The organism is Rhodovastum atsumiense, from assembly GCF_937425535.1.
In the GTDB taxonomy this organism is placed as follows: domain Bacteria; phylum Pseudomonadota; class Alphaproteobacteria; order Acetobacterales; family Acetobacteraceae; genus Rhodovastum; species Rhodovastum atsumiense.
Map to the genome: position 1 here is coordinate 5,906,773 of NZ_OW485601.1, position 18,004 is coordinate 5,924,776.

16 protein-coding genes are annotated in these 18,004 nt (G+C 70.7%); 6 read left to right on the top strand and 10 right to left on the bottom strand.

From position 1 onward, the window contains the following. Positions 1 to 43 precede the first annotated feature (43 nt). The 4 genes from NBY65_RS26605 to NBY65_RS26620 all read left to right on the top strand — a co-directional run bounded on the left by NBY65_RS26605 (position 44) and on the right by NBY65_RS26620 (position 4,253). A complete protein-coding gene (locus NBY65_RS26605) occupies positions 44 to 802 on the top strand; it encodes an SDR family NAD(P)-dependent oxidoreductase (protein ID WP_150042986.1) in 759 nt (252 codons plus the stop codon). Next, on the top strand, positions 783 to 1,922 hold the full coding sequence (locus tag NBY65_RS26610; RefSeq protein WP_150042987.1) for a CaiB/BaiF CoA transferase family protein: 1,140 nt from the start codon (positions 783 to 785) through the stop codon (positions 1,920 to 1,922). Before NBY65_RS26605 ends, NBY65_RS26610 begins: the two co-directional genes overlap by 20 nt. A 30-nt stretch (positions 1,923 to 1,952) precedes the next feature. After that, positions 1,953 to 3,344, top strand: a complete 1,392-nt coding sequence (locus NBY65_RS26615; RefSeq protein ID WP_150042988.1) for a tetratricopeptide repeat protein — start codon at positions 1,953 to 1,955, stop codon at positions 3,342 to 3,344. Positions 3,345 to 3,488: 144 nt separating this feature from the next. Beyond that, positions 3,489 to 4,253: a carbonic anhydrase gene (locus tag NBY65_RS26620; RefSeq protein WP_150042989.1), complete on the top strand. Its 765-nt coding sequence runs from the start codon at positions 3,489 to 3,491 to the stop codon at positions 4,251 to 4,253. 54 nt (positions 4,254 to 4,307) lie between these two features. Here the strand turns inward: NBY65_RS26620 and NBY65_RS26625 are convergent, their stop codons facing one another. After that, positions 4,308 to 7,298 (bottom strand): PAS domain-containing protein, encoded by a 2,991-nt coding sequence (locus NBY65_RS26625; protein ID WP_150042990.1) that lies wholly within the window; start codon positions 7,296 to 7,298, stop codon positions 4,308 to 4,310. Between the two features lie 361 nt (positions 7,299 to 7,659). On the opposite strand from NBY65_RS26625, the gene NBY65_RS26630 reads away from it, so the two are divergent. Next, on the top strand, positions 7,660 to 8,253 hold the full coding sequence (locus NBY65_RS26630; protein ID WP_162530729.1) for a DUF2939 domain-containing protein: 594 nt from the start codon (positions 7,660 to 7,662) through the stop codon (positions 8,251 to 8,253). 90 nt (positions 8,254 to 8,343) lie between these two features. Here NBY65_RS26630 and NBY65_RS26635 read toward each other — a convergent pair whose 3' ends face one another. The 7 genes from NBY65_RS26635 to NBY65_RS26665 are packed head-to-tail and all read right to left on the bottom strand — an operon-like array spanning position 8,344 to position 16,118. Continuing rightward, positions 8,344 to 9,435 carry a CgeB family protein gene (locus NBY65_RS26635; RefSeq protein WP_150042992.1) on the bottom strand — a complete coding sequence of 364 codons (1,092 nt, stop codon included), beginning with the start codon at positions 9,433 to 9,435 and terminating at the stop codon, positions 8,344 to 8,346. Next, positions 9,432 to 10,526 carry a CgeB family protein gene (locus NBY65_RS26640; RefSeq protein ID WP_150042993.1) on the bottom strand — a complete coding sequence of 365 codons (1,095 nt, stop codon included), beginning with the start codon at positions 10,524 to 10,526 and terminating at the stop codon, positions 9,432 to 9,434. The genes NBY65_RS26635 and NBY65_RS26640 overlap by 4 nt, the downstream gene beginning before the upstream one ends. A 1-nt stretch (position 10,527) precedes the next feature. Then, the gene (locus tag NBY65_RS26645) at positions 10,528 to 11,631 is read right to left on the bottom strand and encodes a CgeB family protein (RefSeq protein ID WP_150042994.1); all 1,104 of its coding nucleotides are present in this window, start codon (positions 11,629 to 11,631) and stop codon (positions 10,528 to 10,530) included. Between the two features lie 5 nt (positions 11,632 to 11,636). Next, positions 11,637 to 12,719 carry a glycosyltransferase family 4 protein gene (locus tag NBY65_RS26650; RefSeq protein ID WP_150042995.1) on the bottom strand — a complete coding sequence of 361 codons (1,083 nt, stop codon included), beginning with the start codon at positions 12,717 to 12,719 and terminating at the stop codon, positions 11,637 to 11,639. Further along, the gene (locus NBY65_RS26655) at positions 12,707 to 13,987 is read right to left on the bottom strand and encodes a TIGR04295 family B12-binding domain-containing radical SAM protein (protein WP_150042996.1); all 1,281 of its coding nucleotides are present in this window, start codon (positions 13,985 to 13,987) and stop codon (positions 12,707 to 12,709) included. The genes NBY65_RS26650 and NBY65_RS26655 overlap by 13 nt, the downstream gene beginning before the upstream one ends. Continuing rightward, positions 13,984 to 15,018: an NAD-dependent epimerase/dehydratase family protein gene (locus tag NBY65_RS26660; RefSeq protein WP_150043020.1), complete on the bottom strand. Its 1,035-nt coding sequence runs from the start codon at positions 15,016 to 15,018 to the stop codon at positions 13,984 to 13,986. The genes NBY65_RS26655 and NBY65_RS26660 overlap by 4 nt, the downstream gene beginning before the upstream one ends. Continuing rightward, entirely contained in the window at positions 15,018 to 16,118 is a 1,101-nt protein-coding gene (locus NBY65_RS26665) for an NAD-dependent epimerase/dehydratase family protein (protein WP_150042997.1), read from the bottom strand. Before NBY65_RS26665 ends, NBY65_RS26660 begins: the two co-directional genes overlap by 1 nt. Before the next feature lie 142 nt (positions 16,119 to 16,260). Between NBY65_RS26665 and NBY65_RS26670 the strand changes: the two genes are divergently transcribed. Next, positions 16,261 to 16,593: a hypothetical protein gene (locus NBY65_RS26670; protein WP_150042998.1), complete on the top strand. Its 333-nt coding sequence runs from the start codon at positions 16,261 to 16,263 to the stop codon at positions 16,591 to 16,593. Between the two features lie 13 nt (positions 16,594 to 16,606). On the opposite strand, the gene NBY65_RS26675 is transcribed toward NBY65_RS26670, so the two are convergent. Both NBY65_RS26675 and msrP read right to left on the bottom strand, forming a co-directional pair. Then, positions 16,607 to 16,915, bottom strand: a complete 309-nt coding sequence (locus tag NBY65_RS26675) for a hypothetical protein (protein WP_150042999.1) — start codon at positions 16,913 to 16,915, stop codon at positions 16,607 to 16,609. Beyond that, positions 16,915 to 17,886 carry a protein-methionine-sulfoxide reductase catalytic subunit MsrP gene (gene msrP, locus NBY65_RS26680; protein ID WP_150043000.1) on the bottom strand — a complete coding sequence of 324 codons (972 nt, stop codon included), beginning with the start codon at positions 17,884 to 17,886 and terminating at the stop codon, positions 16,915 to 16,917. The genes NBY65_RS26675 and msrP overlap by 1 nt, the downstream gene beginning before the upstream one ends. Between the last annotated feature and the right edge of the window lie 118 nt (positions 17,887 to 18,004).

Genomic DNA, 18,004 nt, shown 5'->3' on the forward strand with positions numbered 1-18,004 from the left:
CGTGTCTGGTGTCTGATGCCCCCGGACGCAGGGAGGAACGAAAATGGAGAGTGGCATCCCGGGGCGGATTGCCCTGGTGACCGGCGCCTCCGCCGGGCTCGGCCGCCGCTTCGCCGGAATCCTGGCGCAAGCGGGGGCACGGGTGGCCCTGGCGGCGCGGCGCACGGACCGGCTGGCGGCGCTCGAACAAGAGATCCGCGCCGCCGGTGGCGAGGCGATCGCCCTGGCGCTGGATGTCGCGGATGTCGGTGCGGTGCGCGCAGCCGCCGCCGAGGTGGAGCAGCGCCTCGGTCCCATCGCCATCCTGGTGAACAATGCCGGGGTCAGCCGGCAGCAGCGGCTCGAGGAGGTCGAGGAAGCCGACTGGGACGCGGTGCTCGACACCAATCTCAAGGGGGCTTTCTTCCTGGCGCAGGCGGCGGCGCGGCAGATGATCCGGCATGGCATCGCCGGGCGCATCGTCAATATCGGCTCGATCGCCGGGGAACGGCCGCTCGGCCGGCAGGGGCCCTACAGCATCTCCAAGGCGGCGCTGGCGCACATGACCCATTGCATGGCGCGGGAATGGGGCCGCCACGGCATTAACACCAATGCCATCGCGCCCGGGTATATCGTGACCGAGATGGCCGAGGATTTCCTGACCACGGAGGCGGGACATCGCATGGTGCAATCCCTGCCGCGGCAGCGCATGGGCGAGCCGCGGGATCTCGATGCGTTGCTGTTGCTGCTCTGTTCGGACGGCCCGGCGCGTTTCATCAACGGTTCGGTGATGGTGGCGGACGATGGCCTGCTCAGCGCCTGACCCCCGCCCGCTCGCCGGGCTGCGCGTGCTGGATTTCTCCACGCTGCTGCCCGGCCCTCTGGCCACGCTGATCCTGGCCGAGGCCGGCGCCGAGGTGGTGAAGATCGAACGCCCCGGCACCGGCGACGAAATGCGCCTGTTCCCCCCGCAGATGCCCGGCGGCAGCGCGGTGTTCGCCCTGCTCAACCGCGGCAAGCGCAGCCTGTGCCTCGATCTGAAGGCCCCGGAGACGCGCGAGCGGCTGCTGCCGCTGCTGGCCGGCGCCGACGTGCTGGTCGAGCAGTTCCGCCCGGGGGTGATGGCGCGGCTGGGCCTGGGCTACGAGGCCCTGTCGGCGCTCAATCCGGGGCTGATCTATTGCTCGATCACCGGCTATGGCCAGACCGGGCCGAATGCGCAAAAGGCGGCGCACGACATCAACTGGATGGCGGAATCGGGGCTGCTGTCGCTGGTCGCCGACGGGGATGGCGCGCCGGTGCTGCCGCCGGCGCTGGTCGGCGACATCGGCGGCGGCGCCTATCCGGCGGTGATTAACATCCTGCTGGCGCTGCAGGTCCGCGCGCGCTCCGGGCGCGGCTGCCACCTGGACGTCTCGATGCAGGATGGGTTGTGGACCTTCGCCTATGCCGCGCTGGCGGAGGGGTTCGGCACCGGCCGCTTCCCTGCCGCGTCGGAATTGCTGACCCATGGCGGCTCGCCGCGCTACCGGATTTATCGCACCGCCGATGGGCGCTACCTGGCGGCGGCGCCGCTCGAGGACCGGTTCTGGCGGGAATTCTGCGCCATCGTCGAGGTGGCGGAAACCGCCGGGGGGACCGAGATCGCCGCGCGTATCGCCAGCCGCGACAGCGCGGAGTGGCAGCGCCGCTTCGCCGGGCGCGACGTGTGCTGCTCGCTGGTCGCGAGCATCGAGGAAGCGACGCGGGATCCGCATTTCGCCGCGCGTGCCGTGTTCGCGCACCGGCTGCGTCATGGCGCGGCGGAGCTGCCGGCGCTGCCGGTTCCGGTCGATCCGGGCTTCCGCGCGCCCCCCGGCCTACTGGACAGCCCGGCCCTGGCGGAGGATAGAGCGGATCAGGCCGTCGTTCCCTGGCAGGCACCACGTACCATCCCGGGATAAGTCCTGCGGCTGCAACGAGCGAGCCGGTACATGCTGCCAGACCCCGATGCCGAGACCGTGCCCCCACCCGTTGGCACGGCGGAACGGCCGGATGATGCGGAGCTGCATTTCACCCGCGGCAACGCGCAACTGTGCCGGGGCGCGATGGCAGAGGCGGAAGCCTGTTTCCGGCAGGCGCTTGCCTGCGATCCCGGGCATGCCCTGGCGTTGACCAACCTCGGCAGCCTGTTGCGCCACCAGGACCGGCCGGAGGAGGCGCTCGCGCAGTTCCGGCAGGCGCTGGCGCGGCGGCCGGACCTGGCCGCGGTCCACAACAACGTGGGCTCGACGCTGCTGGCCCTGCGGCGGCCACAGGAAGCGCTGGCGCCTCTGCGCGAGGCAGTGCGCCTGGCACCGGACTTCGCCGAGGCGTGCAACAACCTCGGCGGCGCCCTGCTCGCGCTGGATGCCGCGCCGGAGGCGGAAATCTGGTTCCGGCGGGCGGTGCGGCTCGATCCCGGGCACCCCCAGGCAAGGTTGGGACTGGCTTTGGCGCTGCTGACCTGCGGCCGGTTCCGCGAAGGCTGGACCGAGTACGAAAGCCGCTGGCTCGATCCGGCCTGCCTTGGCACGGTTTCGCCCTCCGCCCCACCGCTCTGGCGCGGCGAAGCCCTGGCCGGGCGCAGCCTGCTGCTGCAGAGCGAGCAGGGCCTGGGCGATACGATCCAGTTCCTGCGCTATGCCCCGCTGCTGCGGGCGCAGGGGGCGCGGGTGGTGCTGCACCTGCCCGCGGCGCTGCAGGAGCTGGCGGCGCCGCTGGCCGATGCCGTGATCCCGGTCGGGGCGCCGCTGCCGGCCTGTGACTTCGCCTGCCCGCTGATGAGCCTGCCCCATCGCCTGGGCACGGAGCTGGCGACGATCCCCGCCACGATTCCTTATTTGCAGCCCCCGCCAGCACGGCAGGAGGCCTGGGCGGCCCGGCTGGGGCCGCACCGGGGCCGGCGGATCGGCATCGTCGTTTCGGGCAGCAGCGAGGACGCCGAGGATGCCGGCCGCTCGATTCCGGCGGCAGCCTTCCTGCAGGCTTTCGCCGACACCGGGGCGGAGCTGCACCTGCTGCAGACCGAGATCCGCGCGGCGGACCGGCCCGCGCTCGCACGGGTCAGGCAGCACGACGCGGCGATCCATGACTTCGCCGATACGGCGGCGCTGGTTTCGCTCATGGACCTGGTGGTGACGGTGGATTCATCGCCGGCCCACCTGGCCGGGGCGCTGGGCGCGCCGGTGTGGATCCTGCTGCAGCTCGGCGCGGATTTCCGCTGGTTGCGTGGACGCACGGACAGCCCGTGGTATCCGACGGCGCGACTGTTCCGGCAGCGCCGCCATGACAACTGGGACGGGGTGTTGCAGGAAGTACGGCAGGAAATTATAAATCATAAATAATAATTCTTACCTAATTAGCTAATCATACATCAGACGAAAATAACAATTCTTCATGAAAAACTGCCAATTTTACATGAGATATGTCAATGCAAGGCGCCATCGACCCGGCAGCATGCGAGGGCCATAAAAATCCAGGAGCCTGTCATGCGTCGACGTTCTTTCTTCGCCGCCCTGGCCGGAATCGCTGCCTGTCCCGTCTGTGCCGGGCTGGCCCGCGCCGCCGAAAGCGATCACGCCGTCCACTGGTCCTATGAGGGCGATACCGGCCCGACAAACTGGTCGAAACTATCGGAAGCCAACCGCGCCTGCAGCATCGGCACCCGCCAGTCGCCGATCGACATCGTCGAGTCGATCAAGGCCGAGCTGCCGCCCTTGCGGATTTCGTTCCGGCGCGGCGCGAAGCAGATCGTCAACAACGGCCATACGATCCAGGTCAACGTGCCGCCGGGATCGCGGACGGTGGTCGGTGCGCAGACCTACGAGCTGCTGCAGTTCCATTTCCACCACCCGAGCGAACACCTGATCGCCGGCAAGTCCTATCCCATGGAATGCCATTTCGTGCACCGCACCGCGCAGGGCACGCTTGGCGTGGTCGGCGTGCTGATCAACGAGGGCGGGGTGAACGCCACCTTCACCGAAATCATGAAGCTGGCGCCGGCGCAGGAAGGCGAGGTCAGCGAAGGGCTGGACGCGATCGACCCGAACCAGTTGCTGCCCAAGGTGCGCAATTACTATCGGTATGCCGGGTCGCTGACCACGCCGCCCTGCAGCGAGGATGTCGACTGGATGCTGCTGGCCGCGCCGATCGCCGTCGCCGGGCCGAGCGTGGCGAAGTTCACCTCGCTTTACCCGAACGACGCCCGGCCGCCGCAGCAGGCATTCAAGCGCTTCGTGCTGCGGTCGAGCTGACGTTCCAAGGGGCTTCCGGCTGCGGCCGGGGCCCCTGCCCCATCCGCATGCCGCCTATCCCACCGCCGCCTGCAGCCGCGTCGCGGCGGCGGTGGCAACCCGGGAGAGCAGCTCGGCCTGCGGACATGGCTTGGGAATGACCTCGAATTCCAGCTCGGCGCCGCAGCGGGCCAGCACGTCGCCGGCATGGCCCGATGTCAGCAGCACCGGCAGTTCCGGCTGCAGCCGCCGCGCCTCGCGCGCCACATCGACCCCGGAGACCCCCCCCGGCAGCACCACGTCCGACAGCACCACATCGAGATGCCGGCCGGATTGCAGCACCGACAGCGCATCAGCGCCGTCGCGGGCGGGCACCACCTGGAATCCGGCATCGATCAGCGCGAACTGCAGCGCGTCCAGCACCTCCTGGTCGTCCTCGACCAGCAGCACCTGCGCCCCCCTTCCCGGCCGCACCGCCACCGAAGCCACGCGCGGCGCCACCGCGACCTCGGCCATCGCCGTGTCACGCGGGAAGAACATGGACACCGTGGTGCCGGTGCCGGCCACGCTGGTGATGCGCAAGGCGCCGCCGGACTGGCGCAGGAAGCCGTGCACCTGGGCGAGCCCGAGCCCGGAGCCGCGCCCGACTTCCTTGGTGGTGAAGAACGGCTCGCAGGCACGCTGCAGCACCTCGGCCGGCATGCCCATGCCGTTGTCGGCCACTTCCACCCGGACATAATCGCCAGGGACCACATCCAGGCCGCCGGCCGCCTCGGCATCGAGCGGCGCATTGGCCAGCGCGATCACCAGCTCGCCCCCGTCCGGCATGGCGTCGCGGGCATTGATCACCAGGTTCAGCACCGCTGCCTCAAGCTGTGCCGGATCGGCCCGGCAGCACCACAGCCCCGGCTCGACCTCGGTGCGCACCACCACCGTCTCGCCGGCGGCGCGGCGGACCAGGTCGGCCATGTCGGCGAGCAGGCGGCGCGGCTCGACCCGTTCGCTGCGCAGCACCTGCCGCCGCGAGAAGGCCAGCAATTGCGAGGTCAGGCGGGCCCCGCGGCCGATGGCGCGCGCGGCATTGCCGAGCAGCCGCCGCACGCGGCCGACCTCGTCGCGGGTGAGCGCCGACAAGGCCAGCTCCAGATTGCCCGACACCGCCTGCAGCAGGTTGTTGAAGTCATGGGCGACGCCGCCGGTGAGCTGGCCGACCGCCTCCATCTTCTGCGCCTGCGCCAGTTGCGCCTCGCGGGTGCGCAGCTCGGCGGTGCGCTCGGCCACGAGACGTTCGAGCATCTCGCCCTGGCGCGCCATCGCCTCGCGGGCGGCGATCAGCTCGTCGATTTCCGTGCAGACGCCGTACCAGTTCTCGATGCGGCCATCGGGCAGATGCAGCGGGGCACCGCGCAGCAGGAACCAGCGCCAGCTTCCATCGGCGGCGCGGATACGGATTTCCATCTCGTAGGGCCTGCCGGCGGCCATGCTCTCCCGCCACACCGCCTCGACGCGCGCCGCCTCGGCGGGATGGAGCAGGTCGGCCCAGGCATCGCCCAGCAGCCGTGACGGCGGGAGGCCGGTGAATTCCTGGAAGCGGCGGTTGACGAAGACGTTGCGCCCATCGGGATCGGAGACGAACAGCAGGCTTGGGATCGCCTCGGCGATGGCGCGCAGCCGGCTGTCGTGCTCGGCCGCCAGCGCCTCGATGCGCCGCTGTTCGGTGACGTCGCGGAAGAACACCGTCAGGCCCTCGGCGGATGGATAGGCATAGAGGTCGAGCCGGCGCTGCAGTGTCGGCTCAAGCAGTTCGACATGCCCCGGCCGCCGATGGGCGACGGCATCGTGGAAAGTGCTCCACAGCGGCGTCTCGGCCGCCTTGGGGAAGATTTCCCATAAATTGCGCCCGAGCAGGTCGCCCCCGCCGAGTTGTTCCGCCGCCCGGGCGTTGAGGAAGGAAAAATGCCAGTCATGGTCGAGAACGAAGACACTGTCGGTGGTGCTTTCCAGGGCGATGCGCAGGGCGCGTTCGCGTCCTTCCAGGGCGGCGGCCATGTCGTCGAAGGCGATCGCAAGGCGGCGGAATTCGCTCGCGCCCGCGGCGAGGCCGGTACGCGTCGACAGCGCGCCGCTGCGCCAGGCCGCCGCGGCGTCGAGCAGGCGGCCGACAGGGCGGCGCACCAGATGCAGGGTTCCGGACGCGGCCACCGCCAGGGCAAGGCCGAGGCCGAGAATCAACAGGGTCACATCGCGCTGGCCGGCGCGCGCCGCGGCGGCGAAGGCCCGGTCGCGGTCGAAGGCGATGGCGACCTGCAGATCGCCGGATTGCCGCCCGAGCGCGCTGATGCCGACGAGATAGGTGCTGCCGCGGGGGCCATCGAAAGTCCGCAGGCTGATTCCCTCGGCCTGGGAAACGGGCCGGATCGGCCCGTGTGCCTGCCAGGCCCGCCGCATCGCCGGATCCAGCCGGCCGACCAGGATGCTGCCATCGCTCCCGATCAGCACCGCCGCGGCCCCCGGTGGCAGGGGCAGGCTTTCCAGCCGCGCCTTCAGCCAGTCGAGGCCGATGCTGGCCGCGACCACGCCCCCGACCCGGCCGGTCTGATCCCGCCAGGGCGCGGCGAAGATCAGCCCTTCCCCGGCTTCGGCCGCCCCGGGAGAGCGCGAGACCGCGAACCCCCGCGCCAGCGCCTGCTGGAACCAGTCGGTCGTGGTGACGTCGCCTTCCCCGCCGACCGGGGCATGCGTGCAATCGATCCGGCCGTCCAGCCGCGCGGCCTGCGCCGTCTGGTATCCCGGCATGGTGAACAGCAGGTCGGCATAGAAGGTATTGCAGCGATCGCCCGCCCCCTGGGCCGAGCGGATGATGCCCAGCACGGTCAGCGCCTGCCGGGTCGCCGCCATCATCTGCGCCTGGTCGGTTGCCACCAGTTGCACCAGCCGCCGCGCATCGTCCTCGATGGCATGCGCGCGCGTCTCCCGCGCCTGCAGGGCACTCCAGATCTCGCCCGCGAGGGCCGGCAGCACGGCAATGGTCACCAGCAGCAACAGGCGCCCGACCAGACTATTCATATCCCTCGCCCTGTTCGGCCGCTCGCGGGAAAGTGGTCTCACTTGTTCAGGAGGGCTCCCGCCATGTCAAGTCAAGCAAGGCCCGAACTGGTGGACCATTGCATGCGATACAGAATTGGAAAACTTTTAAGTTTAACTTCACGAAGTTTTGCTCAACCATGCGATCGCATGTCTCTTCGGTTGACACCGCCAACAATTCTCAACCATTGCGCGATTTCTCTCACGACCCCGTGATGTCAGGTTCGGCGCCTGGCGTCACGGTCATCCGCTCACATGCGGTATGGTCCAACAACGGCGATGTGACATCCACGTTGAGACAGCCGAACGAGGTCAATGATCTATGTCGACAGGAGATCGGATCATGTCGGATGCGTTGATCGAGCAAGGCACGCCCTGCACGGTGCCGGGCGGGCGCCGGATCGCCGGCCGGGTCGCGCTGATGGTGGTTGCCGCCATGACCATGGGCTATTGCACGGGGCCGGCGGTGACGATCTGGCGGATCCTGCAGGCGCTGCAGACCGGTGACGTCGCCACGTTGCACGCTACCATCGACTGGCCTTCGGTGCGGCAGGGGCTGAAGGACGACGTGACCGAGGGCCTGCTGGGCATCCCGCAGAAGACGCAGTTGGCCAGCAACACCCTGCCGCCGTTCGGCGCCGGCTTCGTCAGCGGCATTGCGGCCAGCGCCATCGACCGCGAGGTCTCGCCCGAGGCGATGCTGGAAGCCGCGCGAAACCTCGGCGATGGATCACCGGCACGGGGGGCGGGCTGGCCGGGCATTCTCGGCTTCGGCTTGACCTCGCCGACCAGCATCGATGTCCGCCTGCGTGCGCCGGGCCAGGACGCGGGGGAACAGCCGCTGCACCTGCGCTTCGCCTTCGACCACGGCACCTGGCGAGTGGTGCGGGTCTGGATCCCGCAGGATCTGATGGATCGCGCCAATTCGGGGAGCTGAGAGGCAGCGCAACGGCCGGAAGGCCGCCACATCGCAACAGCCCGGCCAGGTGGTCGCGATGTGGCGGCTTCCCCTCCGCGCCGCCGTGCGTCAGGCGCGTTCCAGCCGCGCCTCGGCACCGGTGATCACGTCCTCCAGATAGGCTTCCAGCAAGGCGGCCCGGTGCGCCGCCGTGTGCTCGGCCAGCACGCGGGCCCGCGCGGCGGCGGCCATGGCCGCGCGCGCCGACTCGGGCAGGGCGAGGAATTGCAGCACCTGCTCGCCGTCGCGCACCTCGGCGACCTCGGAGCCGCTGCGCAGGACACTGTCCAGGCCCGGCCAGATATCGGAGAGAATCGGCGTACCGCAGGCGGCGGCCTCGAACAGCCGCACGCTCGGGCTGAATCCCGCCACCTTCATGTCCGCCCGCGTCAGGTTCAGCGTCCAGCCCATCGCCGAATAGAAGCCGGCATGCTCGCCCGGCGGCAGGTGCTCGATGCGCTCGACATTGGCAGGCCAGTCGATGCCGGCCGGATATTGCGGCCCGGCCACCACGAAACGCAGGTCCGGGCAGTGCCGCGCCGGCGCCAGCAGCAGCCGCTCCAGCCCCGGCTGGCGGTCGGCGCTGTAGGTGCCGAGATAGCCGAGCGCCCAGCGCCGGGGTCGTGCGAGCGGGTGATAGAGCTCCGGGTCGACCGAGCAGTAGAGCGCGCGGGCGCGCCGTGCGCCCCAGGCCGTTTCCAGCTGGCGCAGGGTCGGCCCGCCGGCGAAGGAAAGATAGAGGTCGAAGCCCGGCACCAGCTCGGGGGCCAGATACGTGCCGTCGCCTGCCGCCAGCCGCGCCAGCGTCACCGGCGTGTCGATGTCGTAGAATGCGGTAACGCCGCGGGCGAGGCGCTGCACCAGCCGCGCCACCGCGATCCCGTCCGGCACGTAGGAGCCGAGGATCACCGCATCCGCCGTGGCGATGGCCTCGCCCCATTGCCCGGCCAGCGCCGCGACCCCGTCATAGAAGCGCAGCCGGCACCAGGGCGGATCGACCAGGTCCCGCGCCGCCGCGTACCAGGGCACATCGCGTTCCAGGAACAGGATGTCGTGGCCGCGCCCGGCCAACGCCTTCAGCAGCGCCCGGTAGGTGGTGGCATGCCCGTTGCCCCAGGAAGAACTGAGCGACAGGCCGAGCACCAGCAGACGTCGCCTCATGACAGCGCCTCCTCGCGTTTGCGGGCCACTGCCTCGCGCAGCAGCCTGTCCACCGCCGCTCCCCGGATGGCGTAGGTGTGTTCGCGCAGCACGCGGGCGCGGGCGGCGGCCCCGATCGCCTGCGCCCGCCCCGGGGTGAGCGCGCGCAGCAACCCGGCGACCTCGGCCCCGTCGCGCGCCACCAGCACTTCCTCGCCGGGGGCGAGGAACAGCTCGATCCCTTCCCAGGCGTCGGTGATCAGGCAGGCGCCGGCGCCGGCTGCCTCGAAGACGCGAGTGGCCGGGGAAAACCCGGTCTCGGCCATGGAGTCGCGAGCGACGTTCAGCACCGCCAGCGCCGAGGCGTTGAAGGCGTTGTGCGCGCCGGTGCCGACATGGCCGAGCAGGCGGACATTGGCCGGCACCGGCTTGTCATGCCAGCCCGCGCCGCCGAGCAGGAAGCGCCGGTCGGGCAAGGCGGCGGCCGGGGCGAGGAAGAACGCCTCGATGCGCGCCTCGCGGTCGGGCAAGCGGTTGGCCAGCAGCGAGAGATCGGCGGCGAAGGCGGGATCGGGCGGCACCGGGGCATGCGTGCGCGGATCGAGCGCGTTGTAGACCGGCACGCAGTGGCGCGCGCCGAGGCCGCGATAGGCCCGCACCACCGGATCGCCGCCGCCATAGGTCAGCACCAGGTCGAGCCCCGGCAGGGCACGCCGCACCGGATGGTCCGGATCCGCCCGCATCGCCGCCAGCGTGGCCGGCGCATCGACGTCCCAGAACACACGCAGCGCCCCCGGACGCGCCGCCGCCATCACCCCGGCCAGCAATTCGTCGTCGTAGACGCCGACCCCGCTGGCCTTCACCACCACATCGGCGCAGCCCGCCGCGTTCATCGCCGCCCGCAGCCCCGCCCCGGTGGCCGGCCACACGACCACCCGCGCCCAGGGCGGCGGGTCGATGTCGCGGTGGCGCTGCCGGTCGAAGGCGTCGGGTTCGAGGAAGGTGATGGCGTGACCCAGCTCCGCCAGCGCCTGCAGCAACCCCCGATAATAGGTAGCCGCCCCGTTCCAGTAGGAGGACAGCAGGCTCGATCCGTAGAAGGCGATGTCCATTTCAGGCCACTCCGGCCGGGGCCCGCAGGCGCCGCAGGATGGCCAGCAGCTCGTCGACGCGGTGGGCGCAGCCGTGGCGGGCGCGGATGGTGGCGAGCCCCTCCCGCGCCAGCGCCTCCCGCAGCCCCGCGTCATGGAACAGCGCGCGCAGATGCGCCCGCATCGACGCGGGATCGGTTGCAAGCAGATAGTCGATCCCTGGACGGAACAAATTTTCCGCATCCCGCCAGGGGGCGGAGACCAGGGGAATGCCGCAGGCCAGCGCCTCGAACACACGGATGGTGGGGATGCCGGGCAACACCGTCGCATAGAAGCGCCGCGGCACGTGCACGGTGGCGAGGTGGCGCGCGAACACCTCCGGCGCCCGGTGGTTGGCGAGCCAGCCATGATAGCGCGCGCCGTGGCGGGCCAGCAGCGCCAGCGCCTCCGGCGGATAACGGACGCCGTGGATGTCGAGCGCCAACCCGGCATCGCGGGCGGGGGCAAGCAGGTACTCCTCCAGCTCGGCGGTGCGCTCGCCGTCACCGAAATTGCCGATCCACACCAGCCCGGCCCGTGGCCCCGGCACGGGCGGGGGCTGGAACAGGCGCAGGTCGGCGGCTTCGTGCCAGACGAACACCCGATCGCCCCAGCCCCAGCCGCGATACACCTCGGCGAGCGCCGCGCCGAAAGCCAGCACGCCGTCATAGCCCGAGAGGTCAAAGGCACGAATCGCGGCGGGATCGCTGACCGCACGGTGATGGGTGTCGTGGAACAACAGGGTGAAGCGCCCGCCCTGCCCGCGCAGCCGGCCCAGCGCCGCCACCAGCGCCGGATCGGTCCATTCGTGCACCAGCACGAGATCGGCCCCCTCCACCGCCGCGGCGGGATCGAAGCCGGCCGGGTAAGCGTGGCTGCGCAGCTCCGGAAAGGCCGCGGCAGCCTCCGCCAGGGCGGCGGCGCCGTGATCGGCGCACAGATTGGCACGGCTCCAGCCGTCTTCCGGCTCGAAGGCGCAGGCGTCGTGGCCGCGCGCGACCAGCTCGCGCAGCACGCCGCGCAGGAAATGGGCGTTGCCGTGGTTCCAGCAGGACAGCAGCGAATGGGCGAAGACGACGATGCGCATGGCGGTCAGCTCACCCGCATGGCGACCAGGTCGCGATGCGCCGCCAGCACCGCCTCGACCATGGTGTCGGCGCGGTACCGGGTCGCCCGCTCGCGCGCCCGGATCGCCACGTTCTCCGGCCGCCCGATCAGCCGGTCCAGCACCTCGGCGAGCCCCGCATCGTCGTCGGGATGGAAGAACAGCGCCGCGCCGTCCCACAGCTCGCGGAACACCGGGATGTCGGCGAGCGCCAGCGCCATGCCGGATTGCGCCGCTTCCAGCACCGCCAGCCCGAACGGCTCGTAGCGCGACGGGGCGCAGAACACCGTCGCCTGGGCCATCGCATGCGCCAGCGTGGCCTGCGGCAGCACGCCGAGCCAGTGCAGATGCGCCGGCGTGAACCGCGCCCCGGTCGGACCCACCAGCGGCCCCGCCGCCAGGATGGGGAAATCGACCTGTCCGGCCACCCGGTCGAGCGCGGCGAAGTTCTTGCCTTCGTCCCATAGCCGCCCGGCCGAGAGCACCGCCGCGCAGCGTTCCGCCGGCGGCGGGGTGGGTGGCTCGGTGCCGTTATGAATCACCGTGATGCGCCGGCCGGGCCGGTACTCCCGCCCGAGTGCCAGGGCGAAGCTGCGGGTTGGCGCCATGGCCATGTCGGCTTCGGCGAGGCCGCGGCCGACCGCGGCGGCGCGCCAGGCCAGGTCGGCCGGCATCGGGCCGCCGCGCACCGCGCGCCACCAGGTGCCGACGCAGGAATGCGCCACCGCCACCACCGGCACCGACCATGGCACCTCGGCCGCCAGCGCCGGCGTGTGCAGATGCACGCTGTCGACGCCGGCACGCCGCGCCATGCCCGCCAGCGCCGCCCCGGTCTCACGCAGCTCCGCCTCGCTCACGGCGGTCCAGTCGAGCGGCAACCCGGTCGGCACCACGCGCAGCCCGGGCACGGCGGCGGCCTCGTCCATCTGCTGCGGCGAGGGCGGCGGGCCAAGCACGGCCAGCATGGTTTCGACGCCACGCTCGGCCAGCCCCTGCGCCAGCACCAGGGCATAGCGCCACACGCCGCCCACGGCGTCGCCGGTCAGCAGGGTGCGCCTCACCTCCCGCACGCCGCCTCCAGCTCGGCGAGCGGGCGTGGCGTCCCGTCCTGGATGTCGGAGAACCGGGTGACGCGATCGAGATAATGGCCGTGGGCACGTTCCCAGGCGGCATCGTCGGGCGCGCCGAACAGGCGGCGGTAATCAGGCGAGCTGGGATAGGGATAGAGCGGCACCGGGTCGTTGGCCCAGACGCCTTCCCGCTGCACCTTCGCCCGCCAGGCGGCGACCAGCGCCGGATCGTCGGCCTCGGTCGCGATCAGGTTGGCCTGCACGAAGGGCACGTGGCGGCGCGCCAGGATCAGCCGCCCGGCCAGGGCGTCGGTATCCATCCGGCACGCCTTGTCGAGCGCCGCGCGGCCTGCCTCGGTCAGGCTCTCCACCCCGGCCTCGATGGACACGCAGCCGGCTTGCCCGAGCAGCTCGATCATCTCGGGCTTCCATAGGTCGATGCGGGTCTGCACGCCGAAAACCAGACGGCGCGCCGCGAGCTCGACCAATAATTCACGCCAAGGTAGAAATATCTCGTCAATGAAGTAAATATAGTTCACTCCCTGACGCTGAAGGATGTCGATCTCCTGCACTAGCAGCCCGAGATCGCGGCGTCGGTAACGATCGCGATAGTCAGTCTTGGCACAAAAGCTGCAAGAATAAGGACATCCGCGGCTTGCTTCAACTTCGGCTCCGGCGCCCCGGGGCGGACCTTCGAAGCGATGGTGGTGATGCAGGTGCCGCTGGATCCAGGCCTCCGGCCAGCGCAGCGGCGCCGCATCGGTGAAGCGTGCGGCGGCCGGCGGGCCATGCAGCACCGCCTCGCCCGCGCGCAGCACCGCCGTGCCGGCCGCCGTCGTCCCGTCGGCAAGGGCAGCCACCACCTCCTCGCATTCGCCGCGCACCACCACGTCCACGCCAAGCTTGCGCAGCACCGCCCCAGGGGTCGCCGAGCCGTGCGGCCCGACCGCGACGGTGCATCCGCCGCGCGCGCCGAGGCAGGCCAGGAAGGCGCGGGGAATGCGCAGCTCCGGCGGCGGGCAGCGCCAGAACAGGTAGGTGGGCGCGGTGGTCACCACCGTCATGTCGGCGCCGAAATCGGCCACCGCATCGGCCAGCGCCGCGTTGCCGCAGCCATCGAGCCGGCCGTCGAGCAGGCACACCTCGTGCCCGCGCCTGCGCAGCAGCGCCGCGGCGTAGCCCAGTTCGAGCGGCAGATGCGGCTCGCGGCAGCCGAAATAGATGCTGCCGGCGAAATCCCAGGCCGGATTGACCAGGGTGACCCTCACGCCGCCGCCCTCCCCTCCGCGGCGAAGGCATCCGCCAGCCGGGCGAGCCCCTGCTGCCAGGGCAATGGCTGCGGCAAATCGAGCGCCGCCGTCACCCGCGTGGTGTCGGTGACGAACCAGCGCTGGTCGCCCGGCCGCCACGGGGCGAAGCGCGACACGACCGGCCGTCCGGTCAGGCGGGCAATGGCGGCGAGCATCTGCCGCAGGCTGACGGCATTGGCCGGACCGCCGCCGAGGTTGAAAGCCCGGCCGGCGACGCTGCCGATGCGCCGCCAGGCCGCCAGATAGGCCGCCACCGCGTCGTCGATGTACAGCACGTCGCGCACCTGGCGCCCGTCGCCGTAGAGGGTGACCGGCTCGCCCGCGCGCGCGCGCAACAGGAAATGCGCGACCCAGCCCTGGTCCTCGGTGCCGTGCTGGCGGGTGCCGTAGATGCAGCTCATGCGCAGCACCGTGGTCGGGATGCCGAAGCTGCGCGCCCAGTCCAGCACGTACTGGTCCGCCGCACCCTTCGAGCAGCCGTACGGCGTGTGGAACGATACCGGCCGGCTTTCATCGATGCCGCGACGCAGCCGCGGATCGACCGGACGCCAGGCATCGTCCTCGAGCGCCAGCGTGATGTCGGAAAGATCGCCATAGACCTTGTTGGTGCTGGCCAGGATCAGCGGCACCTTCTCCGCGCGCCGGCGCAGCGCTTCCAGCAACGTGACGGTGCCGAGCGCGTTGACGGCGAAATCCTCGAACGGAGCGGCCAGGCTGGTGGTGACTGCGACCTGGGCGGCGAGATGGAACACCGCCACGGCGTCGTGGGTCGTCTGCGCCAGCGCGTCCGCATCGCGGATATCGGCGATGGCAACGGAGATGCGGCGCGGGTGGCGGCAGCGCAGCCAGTCGAGGTTGGACTCGGCACCGACCCGGGCGAGGCTGTCCAGCACCAGCACGTCATGGCCCCCGGCGGCGAGCCGGTCGACGAGGTTGCAGCCGATGAACCCGGCGCCCCCGGTCACCAGCACCGGCCGCCGCGGCGCCATCACGCGACCAGCCCCCGCGCTTCCAGTTCGCGTCGCGCCTGGGCCACCAGGTCGACGGCGTGCCGGCGCTCCACCCAGGCGGCCAGCTCCGCCAGGCTGGCGTCGAAATCCTGTTGCGGCGTGAAGCCCAGTCTTTCGCGCGCCAGCGTGATATCGGCGAAGCAATGGCGAATATCGCCGGTACGGGCCTGGAAGGTGATCTCCGGGGCCAGCCGCTCGCGGCCCATGGCGGCGGCGAAGCGCCGCGCCACGTCGGCGATGCTGACCGAGCAGCCGCTGCCGATGTTGAACACCCGGCCCGCCGCGGCGGGCAGGTCGAGGGCGGCGAGGAAGGCGCGGGCGACATCGGCGACATGCACGAAATCGCGAAGCTGCGCACCGTCCTCGAACACCATGGGGCGCTGGCCGTTGCGCAGCCGCGCGGCGAAGATCGCCAGCACGCCGGTATAGGGGTTCGACAGCGCCTGCCCGGGGCCGTAGACGTTGAACAGGCGCAACGCCACGCCCTGCATGCCATAGGCCGGCGCCACCGTCAGCGTCAGCCGCTCCTGGGCAAACTTGGTCAGCGCATAGACCGAGGCGAGCGAGGGCTGCTTCCATTCCGGCGTGGCCACCGGCACCAGCCGGTGCCCCTGCGCGTCCACCGGGTCCCACGACGCGCCACCGTCGCGGGTGGCATCCTCGACCAGCCGGCCCGCGATGTCGCGATACAGGCCCTCGCCATAGATGCTCATCGAGGACGCCACCACCACGCGCGCCACCGGCCGCTCGGTCAGCGCCTGGAACAGCACGGCGGTGCCGACATCGTTGACCGAGACATAGCGGTCGATCGCATACATGCTCTGGCCGACGCCGACCTCGGCGGCGAGATGCACGACCTTGTCGACGCCGGCGAGCGCCGTGCGTACGGCGGCGCCGTCGCGCACGTCGGCGCGGACCAGTTCGACATCGTCCGGCAGGCGTTGGGCGCTCCCCTGGCCGTGCACCTGCTCGATCAGGCTGTCGAGGACGCGCACGCGCTCACCGCGGGCCAGCAATGCCCGAACGAGATGGCCACCGATGAAACCAGCCCCACCGGTGACCAGGACCCGTTCCGCCATGGCTGCGCTCTCTCCGCCCGTTCAGGCAGCGCGAACGCGGCGGCTCCGGGGTTTGTTCCCGCCGCTACGATCAGGCGGCGGGATGGCGGCCGGCGGTCTTTGCGGTTTCATACGGAAATGGCGGCGGCTAGACTGCCCCACCATGAAACTTCTGCTGCTTCTGATCGTGGTCGCCGTTTCGGTGGCGTTTCTCTATCCCCCCTATGCCGAGGACAGCGAGACCAGTTGCGCCGCCTTCGAACACCGGGTGAAGGCGCTGGCCGACGCACAGATCGACCGCGTCGCGGGCGACAACCCGCGCCTGCAATCCCTGCTCGGCACGCTGAAAGGCGCGGCGCCCACGGGGCTGTTCGCCGACGCCTATATCCACCATCACTTCCCCAGCCTGCCGCCGACCCTGGCCTGCACGGTGGCCTATTGGCGGACCGTGCAGACCCCTGACCTGCGCCGGCTGGCCGGCAGCCTCATGCCCTGATCGTTCGCCTGGATCACCCGCGGTGGCGGTGCGAGCGCGGCGCATCCCGATGGGATTGCAGCGTCAGCGCCGCCCCCCCCGCCAGCATGCCGAGCGCCGCCGGCGTCAGCCAGGCCGGGCGCAGCAGCAACGGCATGAACAGATGCAGCCACACCCATTCCGAAACGCCGTCACGCACGGCATTCTGCAAGCTCACCAGCCAGCCATGGTTGGCGATCGAGATCGCCTGGGCCAGCGGCAGCATCGGCGGCAGCAGGCTGGCGAGCGCGAACGCAACCACCAGCAGAATAGCGGCAATCACCGCCAGGACGCGCACAGTCATTACACGAACAACCGCTCGTTTTCGAGATTGGTGTAAAGCCCTGCCACGAATTCCCCGTACCCGTTCCAGATCCGCGTTGGTACCATCTCATCCGTTCCAAGCAGGCGCTCCCGGGCCTGGCTCCAGCGGGGATGCGCCACGTCGGGGTTGACGTTGGCCCAGAAGCCATACTCGCTGTCCTGCAGTCGCTCCCAGAAGCTCACTGGCCGCCGGGTGGTGAATTCCACCCGCACGATCGACTTGGCCGACTTGAACCCGTACTTCCATGGCAGCGTCAACCGGACAGGCGCGCCGTTCTGCGGCGGGATCACCTTTCCGTACATCCCGACGGCGAGGAAGGCCAGGTCGTTGGTCGCCTCCGCGAGGGTGCAGCCCTCGGTATAGGGCCAGGGATACCAGCTCTGCCGCAATCCCGGCATCGTCGCCGGATCGGCAAGGCTGGTGAACACCAGATATTGCGCCTCGGGTCGCGGCTCGGCCAGCTTCACCAGTTCGGCGAGCGGGAAGCCCACCCAGGGCACGGTCATCGCCCAGGCCTCGACGCAGCGATGGCGATAGACCCGCTCCTGCAACGATACCTGCTTCAGCAGGTCCTCAAGCGCCAGCTTGCGCGGCCTTGCCACCAGCCCGGCGAGCTCGATCGTCCAGGGCTCGGCCGGCAGGGCCTGTGCCGCGCGGGCGACCGACTTGGAGCCGCCGAATTCGTAGAAATTGTTGTAGCTCGTGGCATCCGCTTCGGGCGTGAGCGGCCGGCCGCCCTGGTATGCCGGGTTGGCGGGGGCCACTAGCGGCTTGCGTGGCGGCGGCGGGGCACTGCCGCCGAACAGGCCCCAGCCGGCCTGGGCGGGGGTGGCGATGGTGGCGGCGGCCAGCCCCGCCGTGCCCAGCAGCGCCCGCCGCCGGGTCACGATCGCCTCGGGAGTCACCTGCGTCTCGGGAATTTCCCAGCCCCGACGGCTGCGGATCAGCATCTGGTCCCCCTATGCCTTGTCCGTCGGCTCCGCCGCGAGGAAAGAGTCGGACGGCAGCACTGTGCCCCGGAGATGGCGCGTCCTTCAACGTCCGCAAGCCAGGGCGGGATCGCGGATT

Bases quoted from the DNA above. Each gene is read 5' to 3' on its own strand.
- NBY65_RS26605 (WP_150042986.1), top strand. From the start codon at position 44: ATGGAGAGTGGCATCCCGGGGCGGATTGCCCTGGTGACCGGCGCCTCC.
- NBY65_RS26610 (WP_150042987.1), top strand. From the start codon at position 783: ATGGCCTGCTCAGCGCCTGACCCCCGCCCGCTCGCCGGGCTGCGCGTG.
- NBY65_RS26615 (WP_150042988.1), top strand. From the start codon at position 1,953: ATGCTGCCAGACCCCGATGCCGAGACCGTGCCCCCACCCGTTGGCACG.
- NBY65_RS26620 (WP_150042989.1), top strand. From the start codon at position 3,489: ATGCGTCGACGTTCTTTCTTCGCCGCCCTGGCCGGAATCGCTGCCTGT.
- NBY65_RS26625 (WP_150042990.1), bottom strand. From the start codon at position 7,298: ATGAATAGTCTGGTCGGGCGCCTGTTGCTGCTGGTGACCATTGCCGTG.
- NBY65_RS26630 (WP_162530729.1), top strand. From the start codon at position 7,660: ATGTCGGATGCGTTGATCGAGCAAGGCACGCCCTGCACGGTGCCGGGC.
- NBY65_RS26635 (WP_150042992.1), bottom strand. From the start codon at position 9,435: ATGAGGCGACGTCTGCTGGTGCTCGGCCTGTCGCTCAGTTCTTCCTGG.
- NBY65_RS26640 (WP_150042993.1), bottom strand. From the start codon at position 10,526: ATGGACATCGCCTTCTACGGATCGAGCCTGCTGTCCTCCTACTGGAAC.
- NBY65_RS26645 (WP_150042994.1), bottom strand. From the start codon at position 11,631: ATGCGCATCGTCGTCTTCGCCCATTCGCTGCTGTCCTGCTGGAACCAC.
- NBY65_RS26660 (WP_150043020.1), bottom strand. From the start codon at position 15,018: ATGGCGCCGCGGCGGCCGGTGCTGGTGACCGGGGGCGCCGGGTTCATC.
- NBY65_RS26665 (WP_150042997.1), bottom strand. From the start codon at position 16,118: ATGGCGGAACGGGTCCTGGTCACCGGTGGGGCTGGTTTCATCGGTGGC.
- NBY65_RS26670 (WP_150042998.1), top strand. From the start codon at position 16,261: ATGAAACTTCTGCTGCTTCTGATCGTGGTCGCCGTTTCGGTGGCGTTT.
- NBY65_RS26675 (WP_150042999.1), bottom strand. From the start codon at position 16,915: ATGACTGTGCGCGTCCTGGCGGTGATTGCCGCTATTCTGCTGGTGGTT.
- msrP (WP_150043000.1), bottom strand. From the start codon at position 17,886: ATGCTGATCCGCAGCCGTCGGGGCTGGGAAATTCCCGAGACGCAGGTG.